Consider the following 21,246-nt stretch of genomic DNA (forward strand, 5'->3'; position numbering starts at 1 on the left):
ACTACGATGCAACGATGTCCGATGCCGTGCATCCGGCGGTCACCGTCGCACTCGGGGCTGTCGCCGTGGCGTGCGACGGAGTGGCCGTGGCGTACAGCGCCGCCGAACGGCTGCCTGTCGTCGGGGGCTGGTTGCACCGCAGCCGTGTCGAATTGACCGCACGGGGCGAACGGGTGGTGGCCGCCGGCATCGAGACGATTCTGGACCAGATCGACCTCAACGCGGTGGCCCGCGACCGGCTGGACCTGGTCGGCCTTGCCGACGAGGTGGTCGACGGTATCGATCTGCCCGCGATCATTCGCACGTCCACGGACTCGGTCACCGCCGAGGTGATGACCGATGTGCGCAGTCAGGGCGAGCGTGCCGACGATGCGGTCGCCGGGTTCGTCGACCGGTTGCTCGGACGGGACGTCCGATGACATCCAGACGCTCGCTCGGCAAGCCTCGCTCGGTGCCGGATGGTTCGCTCGGCAAGCCTCGCTCGGTGCCGGATGGTTCGCTCGGCAAGCCTCGCTCGGTGCCGGATGGTTCGCTCGGCAAGCCTCGCTCGGTGCCGGATGGTTCGCTCGGCAAGCCTCGCTCGGTGCCGGATGGTTCGCTCGGCAAGCCTCGCTCGGCGGGCATCGTGAGCCGCGGGGCCGCCGCGGTCCTGGACATCGCCGTCGTCGCCATGACGCTGGGCGCGCTGTACGTGGGCCTCGTCCTGGTCCGCCTGATGTTCAATCCCACCTCATTCAGCCTGCCCACGGTCAACGCGGTGTTCTCCACCGCGGTCATGTTCACCGTCGCGGTGCTCTATCTGACCGGCTGCTGGACAGTGTCGGGCTGTACGGCAGGGGCGGCGTTCATGGGCCTGCGGGTGACCGGACGCCATGGTGATCGATTGGCCCCGGTGGTCGCGGCCGTCCGCGCCGTCGCGTGTGTGCTCTTTCCCGTCGGCTTGTTGTGGGTGGTCGTCGACAGGCGTCGCCGATCGCTGCAGGACGTCGTCCTGGGCAGCCGGGTGGTCTATCTCAGACGCTAGATCGGTTCGATGTCCAACCAGTCGTCCACCGTGAAGGCGTCACCACATGCCACCAGCGTGGCCCCGCCGTGGCCGGGGTAGTGCGCCGGGATCACGGTGGCGCGGCGGCGGGCCGCCTCGGTGAACACCCGTGTGCGGGTCGCTGCGGCCTGTGCGGCATTGCAATCGAATGCGCAGGCATCACCGGGGCGGGGAATCTGGATGGCGCAATGGGTCAGGTCGCCGACGAAAACCGTTGGCGCGCCGGCATCCAGCCACAGCACAGACGAGCCGGGTGTATGCCCGGCGGCCGGCCGCAACCACACCGATTCGCTCAGCTGATAGTCACCGTCGAACAATTCGACCTGCCCGGCCTCATAGACCGGCGCGACGCTGTCGTCGAAAACGATGCGGGCCGCGTCATCGCATCCGGCACCGTCCGGACCGAAGTGCCGAAAGTCCGCCTCCGGCATCAGGTATCGCGCATTGGGGAAGGTAGGAGCCCAGCCGGAACCGTCGGCGCGGGTGTTCCATCCGACGTGATCACTGTGCAGATGGGTGTTCACCACTACGTCCACGCTCTCGGGTGACACACCGGCCGATGCGAGCGCGGCCAGGAAACCGGTGTCCAGCCCGTCGAGTACCGGGATCGCCGGGCGCCGTTTACCGTTGCCCACCCCGGTGTCGATCAGGATGCGCAAACCATCCACATCGAGCACCCAGGTCTGGATCGCGACCCGCCAGGTGCGGGCCGCCAGATCGACGAAGGTCGGCGCGAGCAGGTCGGCGTGCTCGGCCCATGCGTGTTCCGGTGTGCCACCGAACATAGTGAAGCCCGGCGCGAACGACGTCTCCACCACCCGGCGCAGAACGGCGTTGCCCAGGCGCGTGCTCACGGCCCGATCCGGATTTCACCCGGGGAGTACAGACCCGAGTGCGTGCTGGTGCCCAGTTCGATCGCGGCGGGCTGCGCATCGACGATCGTGTCGAAGCGGCGCAGAGAACCCCAGTCCTGCCCCCAGTCATGGGACAGGTAGGTCGACATCACCGATGCCCGCAGCAGCAGGTCGGTGATTCCCAGCAGGCCGCCGTTGATGCCGTCCTGCCAGGTGTCGGTGCTCTGCAACTTGGCGTAGTAGTCCGGAGAGATACGGAACTTCGGCACCTCGGTCACACCGTTGGCGTGCAACATCGGTCGTTGACACGGGAACGCCATGCCCACTGCCCAGTCCATCAGGACCGGCTCGGTGGACCCGACGTACTCCTGCACCGAGCGCACCTCCGGCACACGCGGCGGTGTCACTGCGATCCAGTCGCCCTGGCCGAGCGACAGGTCCTCCGCGATGACCCGCACGGCAACGGCATCGGCGGGGATCTGGGCCCGCGGGTAGCGCAGGTTGCGCCACGACGGGGTCGGCCCGATGTCGTAGGGGGCGACCCGGCCTGCGGGCACGGGAGCACCATCGGGACCGGCGGTCGCATATTCCAGCTCCACGGTCTGCCCGGTGGTCAATCCCTTCGCCACACTCGTGCCGGTGATGGTGCCCGCGGCGGTGACGACGACGAGCGGATGCGCGTCGTCGGCGGCCGGCAGTTCATACCAGGCCGAGGCGAGCCGGCTTTCCTGTTGTGCGCCGGTGGAGTACGTGCCTGCCACCGGCACCCGCGCGGGGTCGAGCCCATAGGGCAGCGGCACCCGCGAGCCGTTGATTCCAGGGCGCGACAACCGCACCGGACGGTTCCAGTCGTAGTCGGTGCCCGGCTGAGGATTGTTCAACCGGATGGCCTCGGCGATGATGCGATCGGGCACGCCGTCGGGACTGAACCCAGATGGATCGGTGCCGCCCAGCGGGCCGAGCGGCCCGTAGTCGCCGGGCAGCGCGCGCAGGAAGCCGTCATTGGAATTCGGTTCGACGAGGACGTCGTCGGCCATTCCGCAGCCGCCGGCGAACGCCCGGATATTGGCCCAGCCGTTGGAATAGGTGGGGTACTGCCGGACGACACCGATGGCCATCGACGCGATGAACACCACGACCATGAAGCCGGCGGCCAACGGAACCGGTGCGGCCGTGAGCCGGTCGACCAGCCTGGATTCGGTCTTGCCGGACACATGCAACCAGAAGGCCCACAGTGCCGCGACGCCGAACAGCGCGAAGAACATCGTGCTGACGGTGACCCCACCGATCGCGGGTACCGAGTTGTTGAACGGCACACCGAAGTTGGAGACGTACCACCACCCGTTCACCGACGCGAAACACAGTGCCAGCACGAAGAAGACCAGGGCCAGGAAGGCCATCCGGTTACGTGCCGAGCGCAGGATCGCGGGCGAGACCATCACGGTGGCCAGCGCCGCCATCGCTCCGCCGACCGCGGCGAACAGACCGAAGTGGTGGATCCACTTGGTGGGGGTGAACATCAGGAAGAAGATCGTCGCGAAGATGATGCCCATCAGGCGCCAGGCCGGGCCCCGTGCGATGCCCGCGATCCGCTTGCGCCGCAACATCATGAACAGCGAGGGGAACAGGCACAGCGCGGTGAACAGGAAGGCGAACCGCCGTGAGATGGCGCCGTCGACGGTCGGCAACACCAGGTAGTAGTAGCGCAGGTTCTCGGTGTACCACTCCTGGCTGGGGCCGATGGCCGTGCGGATCCGGGTGGCCTCCAGCACCGTGGCGAGCGTCTGGTCGGCGAAGACCACCGCCAGGATCACGGTGCCCGCGGCCAGCAGCGGTGCCAGCAGCGGCCACAGGCCGACGGTGTGCCGCCTGCGCATGATGATGCGCAGGATGGGGCGGCCGCCGGCGACCAGTGCGGCCACCGCGATGAGCCCGGTGGGCTGGATGCCGAGGGTGAATGCGGCGGAGAAGATTGCCAGCGCGGCCGGGGTGAGTCGGCCGGAGGTGACGGCGCGTTCGATGAGGACGTAGGTGATCAGGGCACCGGTAGCGATTTGGCCTTCCGGGCGTAGTCCGTTGTTGAACGGCATCCACGCGCCGATCAGCACCAGGCCCGCCGCCCACAGCGCGGGCCTGCTGGCGATCACGGCGGGGCCCAGGCGCGGCAACACTTCCCGCGACAGCAGCACCCAGCAGACCAGCGAGCAGATCAGATCGGGCAGTCGCATCCAGATGCCTGCGGTGCTGACCTGGGACATCAATGCCAGGACGTTGTAGTACCAGCCGAACGGATCCTCGGGTACGCCGAACCACCGGAAGTAGTTCGCCATGTACCCGGAATGCTCGGCGGTACGCGCCATCTGCATCTGGTAACCGTCATCGGAGGAGTTGGTGCCGATGATGTACCAGAGCGCGAATACGCCGACGACGAACACGTCGACCGCGGTGAACGTCCGCCAACGCGTCGGGATGAGACGGCGCATCCGCCGACCGTCCATCCGATCCAGCCGCCACAGTGCAAGCAGCGCAATGAAAGTGGACAGGATCGCCAACACGATGGCCGCGAGCTTTGTCGGGGTCGGATGCGTGGTGAAGCGGGTGTCGATATCGGCCGTCAGCGACAACCCTTGCGGGGCAGCGCCGGTGAGATCGGTGAAAACGCCCACGATGGCCGGTCGCAGATTGGGGTCCGGGTAGCCGGTGCGCTGCGGTGAGCCGTCATCCTTGGTCAGTCCGACGAAGTCGGCGTACGTGCCATCGTGGTTGGAGACGATCTCGATGCTTGAGCAACCGCCGATCCGGTCGCGTTCGACGCTGGCGACCACGACGTTGCGGACGATGACGTCGACGCGGTCCTCACTGGCGGTCACCAGCATCGCGTTCAGCGCCGCATCCCGTCCCTTGGCGGGTGCGGTACCCATGATCAACCCACCGTCGGCGGGCATGCGCTGGATCACCGAACAGGGCACCGTCGCGGTCAGGCTCACCGGTGCCTGCGAGATCAGTGGTGCGGTGACATTGTCGAGTTGGTTGTTCTGCGGCCAGTTCAACGTCGCGGTGGTCTGGGTGACCGGCAACAGCGGAACCGCCACCGCCATCACGAAACCCAGCAGACCCGCGATGACGGCAACCCACCGGGCGATCTGGACGTCGCGCGCCATACCGGACTGGGTGTTCTGTTCCGTCACCGGCGCACTCACGGCAGGGTTCGATTCGCCGTTCACGGCAGTGCCCTGATCGGTCCGCCGCGGCTCCAGCCGTACACGTTCTGTGTCCCTTCTTCGATGGCTGCCTCGGGCGCCCGGTCGGCGGGCACCACGCGCACGTAGCGTTCCAGCGATCCCCAATCGCGGTACCAGTCGTCACGCAGGTAGGTCGGGATCGTCGAGGTGCGCAACAGCGCCTGGATGAACAGGAACGGTCCGCCGTCCTCGGCGGACTGCCACTGGTTCGACGACACCACCATCTGCTTGAAGTTCGGCAGGATCCGGTACTCCGGAAGTTCGGCAACGCCGAGCTTTTCGGTGAACGGACGCTGGCACGGGAAGTTCGACGCGGTGGCGATGTCCATCAGCACCGGGGTCTGGTTCCCCAGATACTCCTGTGCGGTCTGCAATACCGGAACCCGTGGTGGTGTGAAGGCGAACCACTGGTCTTCCGACAGGTTCGGGTCATCGGCGACGATGCGGGCGACGTTGGCTTCCGGAGGTGCCGTCGTCAACGGGAAACGCAGGTTGCGCCAGGCCTTCTGCTGGAAGATGTCGATCGGCTGGACCTCGTTGAGCGCCTCGTAGGACCCGTCCGGGCGGTGGACACCCCACTGCAGTTTCAGCGACTGCCCGTATTTGAAGGACCCGTCTTCCTCGTAGTACCAGATCGCACCTGCGGCGGCGACGCTCACCAGAGGACGGTCCGGTGTGCGCGGCGGCAACTGGTACCACGACGACGTCGCCTTGGCGGCCACGGTGTTCTCGTCGTAACTGCCCATCACCGGGGTGCGCGCCGGATCGAGTCCGAAGGGCAGGAACACCCGGGATCCGTTGACGCCTTCCGGCCCATATCCACCGCCGGTGCCGGCGGCGTAGCCGACACCGATGTTGGGTTTGTCGACCGGGCCGTCCGAGTTCACGGTGCCCGGATTCGCGGCCACGGGTTCGGCGGGCTCCAGTGTGTCGCTGACACCGTTGGGGGTGAAGCCGACTGGGCTCTCCCCGCCGAGCGGCCCGTAGCGTCCGTAACGCTGGCCCGGGACCGGTTCCAGCAGACCGGCATTGGTGTCGGCCTCGACGAGGACGTTGTCGGCCATCGCGCAACTGGTGCCCGACAGACCGGATCGCAGCGCCGACAGATTGGCCAGTCCCGTTGTGTATACGGGATAGCGGCCCGCGGTGGCTTTCACCATCGAGCCGAGTTCCAGCACCACCATGATCACGGCGACCACCAGCAGCGGTGTCGATGCCAATGCCCGGTTACGGCCGGTATCGGCCACCTCGGTATGCCCGGCGTAGTCGATGCGGAAGTGCAGCCAGGCAGTGAGCAGTCCGCCCACGATCGCCAGCACGAGGAAGATCGTCGTGACCGGGAAGCCGAGGATCACCGGTTGCTTGTCGAACCAGGGCACGCCGTAGTTTCCGGTGTAGAACCAGCCGTTGATACCCGAGGTGGCCCAGGCGAGGACGAACAGCAGGGCCGTCACGTACAGCGCGAGATTGCGTCTGCTGTGCAGACCGACCCGCGCCAGCGCAAACGCCGTCACCGCGCCCAGCGCACCTGCCAGCCCGGCGAACGCTCCGAACTGCACGGCCCACTTGGTCGGCGTGAAGGTCAACAGCAGCAATCCGATACCGGTGCTGCCGATCAGTCGCCACACCGGACCGTTCATCGCACCGGGGACAGTGCCACGGCGCAGCAGCACCATAAGCAGCCCGAACAGGCACAGCAGCAGGATCAGGACGGCGAAGCGGCGGGTCATCGAACCGTCGACACTGTCTTCCACGGTGAGGAAGTAGTAGCGCAGGAACTCCTGATACCAGGGGATCGTCGGCCCCACGGTGTACTTGATGCGCGCCGACTCGGCGACGGTGGCCAGCGTCTGGTCACGGAACACCACCACGAACAACATCGCGGCGGCGGCGCCCAGCGGGGCGAGCTGGGCCAGCAGCCCCTGGGCCGGCCTGCGGGCGGCGATCATCCGGGTGACGGCGCGCGCGCCGACGAGCAGCGGGGCGAGCGCGATCAGTCCCTGCGGTGCCAGCGTCACGCTGAACACGGCGATCACGATGGCGAGTGCGGTGGGCCACAGGATCCTTCGCGCCACCGAGATCTCGACGAGCATCCAGACCAGAAGCACGCCGAACGCGATCAACGGTTCGGGTCGCAGACCGTTGTTGAAGGGCAGCCAGGCGGCCAGGAAGACTGCGCCGCCGGTCCACAGTGCGATCCGGTTGTGGGCCAGCCGGGCACCGAGGCGGGGCAGCACGAAATGGCTGAGGATCATCCAGGTGCCGATGGCGGCCAGGGTGGCGGGCAGCCGCATCCAGACTCCGGCGGTGCTGATGGAGGCCAGATGTGCCAGCACGCTCTGGTACCAGTCGAACGGGGCCTCGGATGCGCCGAAGTAGCGGTAGTAATTGGTGACGTAACCGGCGTCGGACGATACCCGGGCGATCGTCAGGTTGTAGCCGTCGTCGGATGACTGCGGGCCGACGATATGCCAGAGCAACAACGAGCTCAGCACGCCGGCATCGGCCAGCCACGTCGCCCAGCCGGTGCGACGGCGGTCCCAACCCCGTAGGCGGCGCCCTGTGGTGCGATCCAACAGCGCCAGCGCGATGACCGAGGCCAGCACCGCCGCGGTGCCCAGCACCATCACGGCCAGTTTCAGCGCCGTCGGACTGGTGATGAAGCGGGTGTCGATGTCGACCCGCGCGCGCACGCCGGCGTCGAGACCGACCGGCAGCTCCGTGAACAGACCGGCCACCTGGGGGCGTTTGTCCACGTCGAGGGTGCCGCGCGCGCCGGGGATGCCGACGAAATCGGCGCCGACGGCGTTCACATCGGCCCAGATGTGCAGTTCGCCGCAGGTCCCGGAATCGACGGCGTCACGCGGGGCCACCGCGGCCACGGTGTCCCGGAAGGCGACGTAGACGACGTCGGCGTTCGCGTTGACGAACAGGCCGTTGCGTCCGGCGTCGATACCGCCCGGCGGGATCGTGGAGAACACCAGTCCGCCGTCGGCGGGCAGCGTGGCGATGGCCTGGCACGGGATGGTCACGTCCAGTTCGCGCGGTGCTCCCGATACCAGCGGGGCGGTGACATCGCTGATGAAGCCGTCGGCGCCGGCTGTTTGCGGCCATTGGATCGTCGCCGTGCTCTGCCGAACCGGCAACAAGGGCGCAAGAGCGCAGAGCACCATGCCGACGAGGCCCGCGATGATGGCTACGAGGCGGATGGTCCTAGTGGGCACGAGGTTCAACAGTAAGCGACGAGCCTTGGTGTGCCGTCCCGTGACCCGCGCGGGAAATCAATCTGGGCGGACGGCGACCAGGCTGGCGTCGCCGCCGTAGTGGGCGAGAACCCGCGGATCCATCACCCGGCGCCACAGCGGCGGGCACCAGGCCAGCACCAGCATGCTGCCGTAACCGGTCGGCAGTTGCGGGGCGATGTCCGACGGCTGCAGGGTCTGGTATGGCTTCTGCGGGTTGGCGTGGTGGTCGGAGTGGCGCTGCAGGTGGTACAGGAACACGTTGGCCATCAGGGTGTTGCTGTTCCAGCTGTGTCGCTGCCCGACCCGCTCGTAGCGTCCGCTTCCGACCCGCTGGCGGCGCAACCCGTAATGCTCCAGATAGTTGACGGTCTCCAACAGGCAGATGCCGATGACGGCCTGTCCCAGCAAATACGGCGTGATCACGGCGCCGAACCAGACGATCAGGACGGCGAACGACACCGCGGTCAGCAACCAGGCGTTGAGGATGTCGTTGGCCGGTGACCACTTCGACTTGCCTGCCTTCGCCAACCGTGCGGTCTCCAGTTGCCAGGCAGAACGCAGCCCGCCCAGCACGGACCTGGGGATGAACCGGTAGATGCTCTCGCCGAATCGCGCGCTGGCCGGGTCGTCCGGAGTGGCGACTCGCACGTGATGGCCGCGATTGTGCTCGACGAAGAAGTGCCCGTAGCCGGTCTGGGCCAGGGCGATCTTGCTGAGCCTGCGCTCCAGCGTGTCGCGGCGGTGGCCCAGTTCGTGGGCCGCGTTGATCGCGATTCCGCCGACGATGCCCACGGTGAACATCAGGCCCAGCTTGTCCGGCAACGTCATGGTGACCCAACCGCCGCCGGCCCAGAGCCAGCAGGCAAAGATCAGCGACAGGTATTGACCTGGCAGATAGAGATAGTTCGCCCACCGGTAGAACGGGTCGGTTTCGAGGTGCGCGAGTGCGTTGCCAGTGAGGTAACCGTCGTCAGTGCCAATTAGCTGGTCAACGATGGGGATCACGATGAAGGCCATCATCGGACCCACCCACCAGAAGATCGCGGAACCGGTCAGCTGGACCAGCACCCAGGCCAGCCCCACCAGGCCGGGGACGACGGCGCCGAGCAGCCACAAATACCTTTTCGCATCGCGCCACCTGCGCGTTGTGCGGGTCTGCGGGTCGAGCACTTCGTATCCTTGCAAGCTGGACAGTGAGCGAGTTTCCTGAACCATTTAACCTGGTTCTCAGAGCAGTGCAAACACGGGACGATAACGAAGGGGGATTTTGCTGTGAGGGTGGACCGGTTTTGCTGACAAGACGGCGGTTCCTGGGTGTCGCGCTCGGTGCGGCGGCCGGTGCCGGCGCCGTGGTGGCGTGCCAGCGGACCGAGTCCGGCGAGCGACCGGCCGATCGCGCGTTTCACCAGGCCATCGTGGTCGGCAGCGGGTACGGCGGGGGCGTCAGCGCGTTGCGTTTGGGGGAGGCCGGCGTCGAAACGCTGATCCTGGAGCGCGGTCGGCTCTGGGATACCCCGGACGAGGACGGTAAGCGGTTCAGCAAAATGTTGCCTGCCGACACCCGGGCGGGTTGGTTCCGCGATGTGCCACCGAGCCTGGTGCCCTCATTCGGCGGCATATCGGTCAACGCGGTCGCTGCCCAGAATCCTGGTTCGCAGCCGGTCCAGGCGGGCATCTGCGACAAGATCACCTACGGCGCCCACGAGGTCTTCCGCGGGATAGCGGTCGGTGGTGGCTCGATGGTGAACGCCGCGATCGCCGCGATACCCACGCCGGATCAGGTGCGGGCGGCCTTCCCCGACATCGACCCCAACGAGTTCCTCGGCACATATGTCGAGCGGGCCAAGACCACGCTGAAGATCAGCTATCGCGATATGGGCTGGTTCGAGCAGACCCCCTACTTCCAATATGCGCGGGTGGGGCGCAGTTATGCCGAGGCGGCAGGCTACGGAGTGGACTACAACGGAAGCGCCTACTCGTTCGATTACATGGTCTCCGAGGCCGCCGGCCAGGCGCCGAAGTCGGCACTGGACTGGGAATGCCAGTACGGCAACAACTACGGACGCTTCGGCAGTGTGGATCAGACCTACATCGCCGCGGCGCTGGCCACGGGCAAGGTCACGTTGCGTCCGCTGACCGAGGTGACCGGCATCCGACGTGAGCCCTCAGGTGAGTACGTGGTGTCCACCCGTGAGATAGATCGGTGGGGCAAGGAGCTGTCACGAAGCGAGATCGGTTGCAAGCAGCTGTATCTGGCGGCAGGTGTGGTCGGTACGGCCGAGCTGCTGCTGCGTGCACGCGAGAACGGCGATCTTGCCGACCTGTCCGATGAGGTCGGCGAGGGATACGGCAACAACGGGGACATCATGGTGGCCCACAACACCGCGGAGCAGGATCCGGTGGGCACGCTGCAGTCGCTGTTGGGCATGATCAACCTGGACGGTCGCGACGATCCGGACAATCCGGTGTACGCCAGCATGTTCTCGCTACCGTTGCCGCTGGAGACCCATGCGCTGGGCTACTACGCAATGGTGCGCACCGGTGACCGGGCGGTGATCAGCTATGACCGCGCATCCGATGCCATCTCCATCGATTGGCCGCAGAGCAACACCGACCGTTTGATCGAGCGGGCCAAGCTTGTCTTCGACAAGGTGATCCAGGCCAACGGGGTGGACTACCGAGACGATCTGTTCGAGGGGAAAGCCTTCGCACCCAACACCGTTCACCCCTTGGGTGGGTGTGTGAGAGGCGTGGCCACCGATGCGTTCGGGCGGGTCAACGGATACGAGAATCTCTACGTCAACGATGCGTCGCTCGTACCGGGATATATCGGCTGCAACCCGTACATGTCGATCACCGCGCTCGCCGAACGCAATATCGAGGCGATCCTGCAGGGCCGTAAGTAGGCACTGATGCTGGGCCAGGTCTACCTGGACTCAGTCGCGACGGTTCTTCCGTCGCCCCTGCTGAAGCCAGGTACGTCCCGGTGCCCGAATTCATACCTGTCGTCAGCCGCAAGGGGCGACTGCGCCGAGTGGCTGAAATCTGGTAGATGAAGGCTGATCGACCGGCTAGCTCGGCCGTAGCGGCGCCGGACTCCACAGCCCACTGCGGGTCGCGGTGCCGAGTTCCAGCTCTGCGGGTTTCGCGTTCGGGTAGAACTGCCGCAACTGCTGCAGCGAACCCCAGTCGCGGAACCAGTCGTCGCGCAGATATGTCGGTACCGGCACCGCGCGCAGCAAGAGTTCGGTGATCCCGAGCGGACCGCCGCCGAGGTAGTCCATCACCGGCGAATTCGCCTCTGCCCCGAAGCGATCCGGCAGGATGCGCCACTTGGGCACCTCGGTCACGCCGTTGTTGTGGAAGAACGGCCGCTGGCACGGGAAGGCCAAGCCCACAAGCCAATCCAGCATCACCGGATCGTCTGACCCGACGACGTCCTGCAGGGTGCGCAGTTCGGGGATCCGCGGCGGAGTGACGGCGATCCAGTGTTGGGGTGCCAGGTCGTCATCGGAGGCCACCAGCCGCACCTGGGTGGCCTCACCGGGAATGGCCGACATCGGAGCGCGCAGGTTGCGCCAGGCCGGCACCGCGCCCACATCGGCGAAACCGATTGTGCCACCGGGTTTGTCGGCAGAAGCTTGCTCGTCGGTGGCCCACTGCACCAACACTTCGCCGGCATCGAACCGGCCGGCGGCGGCCACGACCAGCAGCGGACCGCGTTCATCGCGCGGTGGCAGTCGGTACCAGGCCGACCGCAGTTTGGCCGGCTGCTGGGGTCCGGATCGCCAGCTGCCCAGCACTGGAGTGCGGGCCGGATCGAGGTTGTAGGGCAGTCGCGCCTGCGAACCGTTCACTCCGGCTGCGGCGGTGGTGCCGCCCTCGGTGCCCGGCTCGCTACCGGTCTCGTCGCTGGCCTCGGAGTCGGCGAAATTGCTGTCGCCGGGCTGGTTCATCACCGGATCGGCCTCGATATCGTCCGGAATCCCGTTGGGGCGGAAGCCGTCGGCGGTCACCGCCCCCAACGCGTCACCGACCGGAACGTCCACCGGTGCGAGCATCCCGACGTTGGGATCCTGCTCGACCATGACGTCGGTGGCCAGGCCGCAGGACTTGCCCGTCAGCGCCTCGAGGTTGGATCGCCCGACAGTCCACGCCGGGTACTGGGTCACCACGGCCATCGTCAGGGAGACCACCTGGAACAGCACCACGGCCCAGGCGATCACAGCCAGCGGGGCACCGGTGAAGCGGGTCCACGGCCGCTCAGGAGCTGGGCGTCCGGAGAAGTGCAGGTAGGCGGCGACCAACAGGGCGAGTGCCGAGAAGCCGAGCAGGATGGTGGTGAAGCCGAACCCGAAGGCCGGGAAGTCGTTCGACCACGGCACACCGAAGTTCGAGACGTACCACCACCCGTTGACGGTGGCGAAGGACAGCGCCGTCACGAACAGGATCATCGCGGTGACGACGGTGCGGTTGCGCTTGGACTTCATCGCCGCGGCGGCGATGGCCACCGCGGCCAGCGCGCCGATGGAGCCCGCCAGGCCGGCCAGCACCCCGAAGTGGTGCGTCCACTTGGTAGGGGTGAACATCAGCGACAGGAAGGAGATGACGGTGATGCCGATCATCCGCTGTGCGGGGCCGATCGCGGTCCCGGGGATTCGGCCCTTGCGCAACGTCATCGCGATCGACAACGCGAGGGCCAGCAGCATGGCCAGTACCGCGAAGCGGCGCGCCACCGATCCGTCGGGGCTGGTGGTGAACAACCGCGAGTACCGGATGTGCTCGTCGAACCAGGCCAGGCTCGGGCCGATGGTGGACTTGAACGAACTGGCCTGCATCTCGCCGACCAGGGTCTGGTCGCGGAAGATCAGGAACAGGGTGACGGTGCCCGCGGCCGCAACGGGAGCCAGCAGTGCCCAGTAGCCGAAGCGCGAAACATGTGCGGCCACAATCGTCTTCAGCGGCCCGATGGCGACCAGGACAGCGCCGACCGCGGCGATACCCGTCGGGCCGGAGAACAGCGTCAGCGCCCCGATGATCAGGGCCACCGCCACCGGGAGCAGCCGACTGGTGGCGACGCCACGCTCGACCGAACACCAGGTCAGCAGGATGCCCAGCGCGATGATCGGCTCGGGGCGCAGACCGTTGTTCAGCGGCAGCCAGAACGCCAGGAACATCGCCGCCGCGGTCCAGGCCGCGGGCCTGCTGTGTTTGACCGCGACACCGAGCCGGGGGATCACCTCGCGGCTGATGATCCACCAGCACGCGAGCCCCATCAGCAGGGTGGGTAGCCGCAACCAGATGCTGGCGGTGGAGACGTGCGCCCACAGCGCCAACAGGTCGTAGTACCAACCGAATGGCGCTTCCGGGGTGCCGAACCAGCGGTAATAGTTGGCCATGTAACCGGCATGCTCGGAAACCCGTGCCATGGTCAGGATGTAGCCGTCGTCCGCGGTGTTGGATCCGACGAAATGCCACCACACCATCAGCGTGGCGACCAGGGCGTCGAGCTTGGTGACCGACCACCAGCGTTGCGGCAGGAACCGACGGTGCCGCATACCGTCGGCGATGTCGAGACGATGCAGTGCGATCAGCGAGGCAATCGTCAGCAGCAGTCCCAGCACCATCACCAGGGTCTTGATCAGCGTCGGTGAGCTGCTGTAGCGGGTGTCGATGGTGGCCGAGAACTCCAGCCCGGGCGGGGCGGGGCCGGAAAGGTCGGTGAAGACGCCGACGATCTGCGGGCGGAAGTCGTAGCCACCGCGTTCACCGCGGCGGGGTTCGCCGGGGTCGGGATCATCCGAATCCTGGGTCAGCCCGACGAACTCGCCGGTGACCTTGTCGGCGTGTGCGGTGAACTTGAGTTCCCGGCAGTTCGGGCTGAGCACATCGATCAACGGCGCGCTGACCACCGGGGTGTTGCGCACGATGACCAGCAGCTCGTTGTTGACCCGCTCGATCAGCAGGCCGCGGTCGACTGCCTTGGGTGCCTGCTTGGGCACCGTGGAGAGCAGCACGTTGCGCTGACCGGTGAGATCCGCCGCCGCGCTGCAGGGGATGGTGATGTTCAGGTCCGTGGCGACGTAGCCGATCAGGGGAGCGTCGACGCTGTCCAGAGTGTTGTTCTGCGGCCAGTTGAGGGTGGCGGTGGTCTGGGTGACCGGCAGGAACGGGGTCGCGATCGCCAGGATGGTGCCCAGCAGTCCGGCGACGATGGCGACCAGACGGGCGGTGCGGTGGTTGGTCGCCGTGTCGTTCACGGAGCTAGATGGTAGTTGTGCGGCCATCAACCGTTGGCCTGTGGTTTACGGATGGCCAGCACGAACGGTCCCTCGGTCGAGACGTCCCAGCGCTCGTCGTCGAAGATCGCCGGGTCCAGCGACACCTGGTAGCGCCGGACATTGGGTTGGTTGGGGTACACATCGGCTGCCAGTCGGAGCGTGTAGCTGTCCGGGCCGCCGCGGCGCATCAGGAATACCGTCGGTGCAGGCCAGGGCAGCCGGTCCAGCGCAGTGGCGAACTGGTCCGCAGTGGTCAGCAGCGCCCAGCTCTCGATGGCGGCCGAGCGGGCCTCGAACTGCGCCAACGGGTTCGCGTAATGCGATGTGAGGCCCTGAAATCCGTAGTAGGGGTAGAAGGACAGGAAGCTGTAGTCGGCCGTCAGCACGACGGTCTCGTTCGGTGGACGACCGGTGACTTCCCGGATGCGCTCATCGAGCGCCCGGTAGTACTGCTCGGCCCCCGGCGGCCGGCGGTCGGCGCGCTGCCCGTAACCGTCGGTGTCGGTATAGGCGACGTTGATATCGGTGCGCAGGACGTCGGGGATGTCCTGGCTGAAGGTCAGCCCACCGATCAGGCCGATGGTGGCCGCGACGGCGACGACGTGCCGGCCCGGGTGCTGATAGCGGGCGACGGCGGCCTGCGTCAGCCAGATGAACCCGAACGTGCCGGCGGCGGCCAACAGCACCGACAGCGTGGGCTGCAGGCGGAACGACAGCAGGGTGGTGCCCAACAGCGTGTAGAGCATCGACAGCAGCGACCAGGCGTAGACGGCCAGTACCCCGACGGCCAGCGGGCCCGCCGTCGACGATCTGCGGGCGTGCACCACCAGCCAGACGGTGCCCAGCATGCACAGCGCACCCAGGAGGGTGAAGTCCAGCATCGGGAAGGTCAGCTCGGCACCGTCCATCGGCAGGTAGTGCCTGGCGGTTCCGGTATCGGCAGGTGCTCCGCGCAAGGCGGCCAGCAGGTATGGGGCCCAGGTCAACAACGCCAGAGCGCCGGCGATGACGGCGATGACGAGCAACCGCAACAGCGGCATGATGGAGCGCCGGGCAGCCGCGAGCACCAGCGCCATGAGAGTGATGGTGAAGGCGGCATACGCCAGCAACAGTGTGTAGAACAGTGCTGCCACACCGAGGAACAGCCCGGCAGCCACGATGGCTGCCCGGTTTACGCCCTTGAGGCCCGACCAGGCCAGCACGAAAACCGGTGGCAGCAGGACGGTGATGACGGCGGCGTAGGGCTCGGCGGAGGTGTAGGCCAGGGTGACGGCGGCGGTCGCGGTGGTCACGGCCAGCGCTGTCTCGAAGCGCACCATCGCCGTCCACAGCACCAAGGCGACCGCGATCGCGGCGGTGATCGAGATGATGGCCCAGGGCTTGAACATCTCCCAGGCCGGCATGCCGGTCAGATCCGCCATCCGACCGCCGAGCCAGAACCAGCCGGCCGGGTAGTAGGGCGGCAGGCCTATGTAGGTCATATCGTGCAGGGCGGGGCTGTCGGCCAGCCGGGTCAGGTACTCCGTGCGGAACTGCTGATCGACCGAGATGCCGAACAGGTAGAGCCGGGTGGCGCCCAGCGGCATGGCCAGCGTCACCACCGAGAAGGCCGAAAGAAACACCACCGACGCGATGCGCGCCAGCAGTCGGCGTCCGCGTCGCCACAACACACCCGCGGCGAAAACTCCTGCCAGGAAGAAGAATTGACCGACAGTGGTGAGCGCATGCAGCTGGTTGGAGGAGTTGTAGGCGGGCCACTCGACACGGGCGATCGCCAGCAGTGCGATGACGGCCAGCGCCGTCGCGGTGGCGGCCGCGGCCAGCATCTGGCCGGCCGTCCTGGCCGCCAGGGTCATCAGAGCGGGAGCTTGCGGAAGACCGGCCGCGGGATGTGCCGAATCACCGACATCAGGTACTTCACCGGCCCGGGTGCCCAGACGAGTTCCTTGCCCTTGGCGGCTGAGGCGACGGCCAGTTCGGCGACGTCCTCCTTGTCGACGGTGAAGGGGGCCTCCTTGGCGCCGGTGGCTTTCCAGTGCTCCAGGGTGGTGGTGGTGCGGACCTGGCCGGGACGGATCACCAGGACGTGCACACCGAACTCGCGCAGGGCCTCGCCCAGGCCGAGGTAGAAGCCGTCCAGGCCGGCCTTGGTCGAGCCGTAGACGAAGTTGGAGCGGCGCACCCGTTCCCCGGCCACCGAGGACATCGCGATGATCTGGCCGAAGCCCTGCGCGCGCATCTTTTCGCCGATCAGCACGCCGACCGATACCGCGGCGGTGTAGTTGATCTGCGCGGTCAGCACCGCCTTGGCCTGGTTCTGCCACAGTTCTTCGGCATCGCCGAGGATGCCGAAGGCGACGATCGCCACGTCGACGTCACCATCGGCCCAGGCTGCCTCGATCACCGCGGGGTGGGTGGCGGTGTCCAGCGCGTCGAAGTCCAGGTACTGCACCGACTTCGCGCCGGCGGCTTCCAACTGCGCGATGGCCGCTGCCTTGCGCGGCGAGTTGGGTAGATCGGCCAGGATCACCCTTGCCTTCGCGTCGCGCAGATAGCGCTCGACGATCGCCAAGCCGATCTCGGAGGTACCGCCCAGCAGCAGGATCGTCTGCGGGTTTCCGGTCGCGTCAATCATGGAGGGGTAAGGCCTTTCTGGAGCGGCTCGCGGTCAGAGGAGTTCGAGACGGCGAGCCATGTCGGAGGCAAACACGCCGTGTGGGTCCGCCTTGCGGCGGGTGGCGATCCATTCGTCGATGCGCGGGTACATCTTGTGGAACTTCTCGGCGCTGACCCGGGAATCTTTTGCGGTGTACACCCGGCCGCCGAATTCCATTGCGCGGTCGTCGAGTTCGTTCAGGAACTCGTTGACTCCGGCTTTGATGGGGAAGTCCATCGCGACGTTCCAACCGGCCATCGGGAAGCTCAGCGGTGCCCGATTGCCGGGGCCGAAGAGTTTGAAAACGTTCAACGCGGAGTACTGCCCGCTGGTCTGGATCCAGCGGATGATGGCCTTGAACTCGTCCAGCGCATCGGGCGGCACCAGGAACTGATGCTGCGCGAAACCCTTTGGGCCATAAGCATTGTTCCACCCGCTGACGAGATCGAGCATGTGGTAGAACTGCGACAGGTTCATGATCTTGCCGGAGTACGTGCCGCCGAGGCGGTAGTACACCTCACCGATCGCGGTGAACGACAGCTTGTTCATCGCACTCACCGGGAAGATGTCGGGCACCTTCAGCAGTTGCGGGGCATCGAACTTCAGCGGGTTCTTCGCCAGCTTGGGCGGAAGCTGATCCAGTTTGGCCAGGCTGCCGCGGCTGACGGCGGCACGGCCGAGCTTCGGCGGGGGGCTGATCAGGTCGAACCAGGCGCTGGAGTAGGTGTAGTTGTCCTCGCTGCCGTCGGTGTGCACCGCGATCGTCTCGTCGAGGTCGCGGGTGGCGACGCCGTCGGCGATGAAATACGCGGTCTCGGTGCGGGTCATGGCGATCCGGGCCCGGATCACGATGCCGGTCAGCCCGTTTCCGCCGATGGTTGCCCAGAAGAGTTCGCTCGTGTCGCCGTCCGGGGTGAGCGTGCGCACCTCACCGTCGGCCATCAGCAGATCCAACGACCGCACATGGTTGCCGAAGCTGCCCGCGCTGTGATGGTTCTTGCCGTGGATGTCGGAGCCGATGGCGCCGCCTACGGTGACCTGTCGGGTGCCCGGCAACACCGGGACCCACAGACCGAACGGAAGCGCGGCCTTCATCAGCTGGTCCAGGCTGACGCCGCCGTCGACGTCGGCGATCGCGGTCTCACTCGATATGGAGTGGATGCGGTTCAGCGGGGTCATGTCGACGACGATGCCGCCGCCGTTGCAGGCGTGATCGCCGTAGGAACGGCCGAGGCCGCGGGCGACGATGCCGCGCGTATACGGCGATGATGCGGTGCCCGGGTGGCCTGCGGCGTCCGCCACGCGCTTGACGGTGGCGGCGATGACCTCGACGTCGGGGGTCGAGAGCACGTGAGCCACGCTCGGCGCGGTGCGGCCGAAGCCGGTCAGAGCGCGCGGAACGAGGTGGGGTTCGGTAGTCATGTCAGTGGCAGACGATACCGGTCGGGCTGCCGGGGCAGGTTCAACGCAGCCGGAATATCACCGTGCGCTGCACGACGAAGTTGATCACCGTGGCCGTGCCCTGGGCGATGACGAATGCCACCGGCACCTGCCACGGTCGGCCCTCGAACTGCAGGTAGAACAGGTAGTTGATGCCGACCTGGACGGCGTAGGTGAGCGCGTAGAGCACCATCACCGCGACGAATCGGGCCCGGCTGGGTTCGGCCCGGAAGGTCCACCTGCGGTTGATCAGGTAGGCCGTCGTCGTACCGGCGATGAAGCTGAGTGTCTTGGCCACGTTGACGTGCAGCCCGAGTTGCAGCATCAGCACGTAGAGACCGAAGTCGACGATCGCCGACAGACCTCCGGTGATGACGAACCGGGTCGCCTGGACGCGCAGGCTCAGGGGCTCGTTTTCCGGGGTCGCGGTCACGCGGGCAGCTTACGGGCAACAATGGGGAGGTGACCGATCTGCTCCTGCAGTGGCAGGCCCTGCTCGGGCGCCACACGACCGCACCGGAGATCGGCGCGGCCGGTGCCGCGCTGTTGAACCGCTGGTCGGAGCCGCACCGGCGCTATCACGATCGGGGTCATCTGGAGGGCGTGCTGCTCGCCGCCGACGAGCTGGCCGAATACGCCGATGACCCGGACGCCGTGAGACTGGCGGCCTGGTTCCACGATGCGGTGTACGCCGGCGCGCCCGATGACGAGGAGAACAGTGCGCTGTTGGCCGAGTCAGAGCTTGCCGCGCTCGGTGTCGACGCAGCGTTGGTGGCCGAGGTGGCCCGCCTGGTGCGGATGACCGCCGAGCACAATCCAGCGGAGACCGACCGCAATGGTCAGGTGCTATCCGATGCCGATCTGGCCGTGCTCGCACTGGAGCCGCAGGAATACCGCAACAACACCGCCAAGGTGCGGGCCGAATACGGCCATGTGTCCGATGCGGACTTCCGGGCGGGCCGAGCCAGGATCATCAGGACGTTGCTCGCCGAACCCTCGCTGTATCGCACGCCCGACGGCCGTCGCCTGTGGGAGGCCGCGGCGCGGCGCAATCTGGAATCGGAGTTGGCCGCCCTCACCGGGTGAGCCCGGTGAGCACCCGGCACAACGCATCGACCGCTGCAGGAAAGGCATGTTCGGCCGGAGTGCCGAAGCTCACGACGACGCCATCTGTTTCGGGCACGTCGGGGCCCGTGTCGGGATGGCGCAGGACATGCAGGCCTGACAGTCCGATTCCCGCCTCGCCGGCTCGGCGCATGACCTCGGCTTCGGTGCCCGGCGGCAGCGCGAGTTGCAGGTGCAGGCCCGCTGACAGGCCGCGGATGCCGATTCCGAGGGGTTGCAGTGCGGTGGCCAGGTGATCGCGCCGTCTCCGGTAGATCATCCGCATCCGGCGGATGTGCTTGTCGTAGGCGCCGGAGCTGATGAAGTCGGCCATCGTGAGTTGGGATAGTGCGTTGACGTAGAACTGCTGACCACCCATCGCGGCGATGACGGGCTCGACCAGATCGGCTGGCAGCACCATCCAGCCCATTCGTAATACCGGGGACAGGCTCTTGCTGGCCGAGCCGAGATAGACCACCCGGTCGGGATCCAGACCCTGCACCGAGCCGACGGGCTGGCGGTCGTAGCGGAACTCGCCGTCGTAGTCGTCCTCCCACACATAGCCACCGGTGCGGTGCGCCCAGTCCAGGACGTCGGTGCGTCTGCCGGGATGCAGCGGTACCCCGTGCGGGAAGTGGTGGGCCGGGGTCAGCAGCACCGCGGTCGCCACCGTCGTGTCCAGTTCGCTGATCACCGCGCCGTCGTCGTCGACCTTGATCGGGACGCTGTGGGCACCGTTGGCGGCGATGGCGTCGCGGAACAGGAACAGACCGTAGGCCTCCACGGCGATCGGGCCGCCCAACGCGCGGGTGAGGATCTCGACGCCGTGCCGGGTCCCGGCGCAGATGACGATCTGGTCCGGTGTGGTACGTACGCCGCGGACCCTGCCCAGGTATTCGGTGAGGGCCTCGCGCAGTTCGATGCGCCCGCTCGCATCGCCCATCCGCAGCGCCTCGGTGGGCGCATTGGTCAGCGCGCGGCGGGTGGAGGTGAGCCATGCGTTGCGCGGAAACTGCGAGACATCACCGGAACCCGGCATCAGGTTGTGGGTCGGTATGCCTGGGGTGCCGCGCGGGCGGGCCTGCGCGGCGGTGGTGGCTGTATTGACCACCCAGGTGCCGGCACCCTGTCTGGAGGCCAGCCAGCCTGCTGCGACCAGATCGGAGTAGGCCTCGCCCACCGTGTTTCGGGCCACTCCGAGGTCGTTGGCCAAGGTGCGCGAGGGCGGGAGCATGGTGCCGGGGAGCAGTCGACCGGATCGGATGGCGTCCCGCAGGGCGTGCACCAGAGCTTCCCGGGTGCCGCGGGCGCGTGGGGTGACGGCAGCACGCAGATCTAGGTGTAGATCCCGCCCACCCGAATTGGCCCATGAATTCACC

14 protein-coding genes are annotated in these 21,246 nt (G+C 67.0%); 4 read left to right on the forward strand and 10 right to left on the reverse strand.

Translation table 11 applies throughout. From position 1 onward, the window contains the following. The first annotated feature begins 14 nt into the window (after positions 1 to 14). Both PGN27_RS15830 and PGN27_RS15835 read left to right on the forward strand, forming a co-directional pair. Positions 15 to 419: a hypothetical protein gene (locus PGN27_RS15830; RefSeq protein WP_141867074.1), complete on the forward strand. Its 405-nt coding sequence runs from the start codon at positions 15 to 17 to the stop codon at positions 417 to 419. 164 nt (positions 420 to 583) lie between these two features. Then, positions 584 to 1,024, forward strand: a complete 441-nt coding sequence (locus PGN27_RS15835; protein WP_335328743.1) for an RDD family protein — start codon at positions 584 to 586, stop codon at positions 1,022 to 1,024. Here the strand turns inward: PGN27_RS15835 and PGN27_RS15840 are convergent. The 4 genes from PGN27_RS15840 to PGN27_RS15855 form a co-directional block, all read right to left on the reverse strand. Continuing rightward, complete coding sequence (locus PGN27_RS15840; RefSeq protein WP_335326974.1) at positions 1,021 to 1,899, reverse strand: MBL fold metallo-hydrolase; 879 nt, start codon at positions 1,897 to 1,899, stop codon at positions 1,021 to 1,023. The two genes, PGN27_RS15835 and PGN27_RS15840, sit on opposite strands and share 4 nt — an antisense overlap. After that, positions 1,896 to 5,060 carry an arabinosyltransferase domain-containing protein gene (locus PGN27_RS15845; protein WP_335328744.1) on the reverse strand — a complete coding sequence of 1,055 codons (3,165 nt, stop codon included), beginning with the start codon at positions 5,058 to 5,060 and terminating at the stop codon, positions 1,896 to 1,898. The genes PGN27_RS15840 and PGN27_RS15845 overlap by 4 nt, the downstream gene beginning before the upstream one ends. Positions 5,061 to 5,119: 59 nt before the next feature. Further along, on the reverse strand, positions 5,120 to 8,314 hold the full coding sequence (locus tag PGN27_RS15850; protein ID WP_335328745.1) for an arabinosyltransferase domain-containing protein: 3,195 nt from the start codon (positions 8,312 to 8,314) through the stop codon (positions 5,120 to 5,122). Positions 8,315 to 8,422: 108 nt separating this feature from the next. After that, positions 8,423 to 9,556, reverse strand: a complete 1,134-nt coding sequence (locus PGN27_RS15855) for an alkane 1-monooxygenase (RefSeq protein ID WP_335326975.1) — start codon at positions 9,554 to 9,556, stop codon at positions 8,423 to 8,425. 119 nt (positions 9,557 to 9,675) lie between these two features. Here PGN27_RS15855 and PGN27_RS15860 point away from each other — a divergent pair, with 119 nt between their 5' ends. Next, positions 9,676 to 11,292 (forward strand): GMC oxidoreductase, encoded by a 1,617-nt coding sequence (locus PGN27_RS15860; RefSeq protein WP_335326976.1) that lies wholly within the window; start codon positions 9,676 to 9,678, stop codon positions 11,290 to 11,292. Positions 11,293 to 11,457: 165 nt separating this feature from the next. Here PGN27_RS15860 and PGN27_RS15865 read toward each other — a convergent pair whose 3' ends face one another. Genes PGN27_RS15865 through PGN27_RS15885 form a run of 5 tightly spaced genes read right to left on the reverse strand, consistent with a single transcriptional unit; the run spans position 11,458 to position 19,196 of the window. Beyond that, the gene (locus PGN27_RS15865; protein ID WP_335326977.1) at positions 11,458 to 14,646 is read right to left on the reverse strand and encodes an arabinosyltransferase domain-containing protein; all 3,189 of its coding nucleotides are present in this window, start codon (positions 14,644 to 14,646) and stop codon (positions 11,458 to 11,460) included. A 26-nt stretch (positions 14,647 to 14,672) separates the two neighbouring features. Next, the gene (locus PGN27_RS15870) at positions 14,673 to 16,523 is read right to left on the reverse strand and encodes a galactan 5-O-arabinofuranosyltransferase (RefSeq protein WP_335326978.1); all 1,851 of its coding nucleotides are present in this window, start codon (positions 16,521 to 16,523) and stop codon (positions 14,673 to 14,675) included. Further along, on the reverse strand, positions 16,523 to 17,302 hold the full coding sequence (locus tag PGN27_RS15875; RefSeq protein WP_335326979.1) for a decaprenylphospho-beta-D-erythro-pentofuranosid-2-ulose 2-reductase: 780 nt from the start codon (positions 17,300 to 17,302) through the stop codon (positions 16,523 to 16,525). Before PGN27_RS15875 ends, PGN27_RS15870 begins: the two co-directional genes overlap by 1 nt. Before the next feature lie 33 nt (positions 17,303 to 17,335). Further along, a complete protein-coding gene (locus PGN27_RS15880; RefSeq protein ID WP_335326980.1) occupies positions 17,336 to 18,745 on the reverse strand; it encodes a decaprenylphosphoryl-beta-D-ribose oxidase in 1,410 nt (469 codons plus the stop codon). Positions 18,746 to 18,785: 40 nt separating this feature from the next. Then, positions 18,786 to 19,196 carry a GtrA family protein gene (locus PGN27_RS15885; RefSeq protein ID WP_030137463.1) on the reverse strand — a complete coding sequence of 137 codons (411 nt, stop codon included), beginning with the start codon at positions 19,194 to 19,196 and terminating at the stop codon, positions 18,786 to 18,788. Positions 19,197 to 19,225: 29 nt separating this feature from the next. Here PGN27_RS15885 and PGN27_RS15890 point away from each other — a divergent pair, with 29 nt between their 5' ends. Continuing rightward, positions 19,226 to 19,849, forward strand: coding sequence for an HD domain-containing protein (locus PGN27_RS15890; protein ID WP_036464350.1), 624 nt, complete (start codon positions 19,226 to 19,228; stop codon positions 19,847 to 19,849). Here PGN27_RS15890 and pdxR read toward each other — a convergent pair. After that, complete coding sequence (gene pdxR / locus PGN27_RS15895) at positions 19,839 to 21,245, reverse strand: MocR-like pyridoxine biosynthesis transcription factor PdxR (protein ID WP_335326981.1); 1,407 nt, start codon at positions 21,243 to 21,245, stop codon at positions 19,839 to 19,841. The two genes, PGN27_RS15890 and pdxR, sit on opposite strands and share 11 nt — an antisense overlap. Position 21,246 lies beyond the last annotated feature (1 nt).

The organism is Mycolicibacterium neoaurum, assembly GCF_036946495.1.
GTDB lineage: Bacteria > Actinomycetota > Actinomycetes > Mycobacteriales > Mycobacteriaceae > Mycobacterium > Mycobacterium neoaurum_B.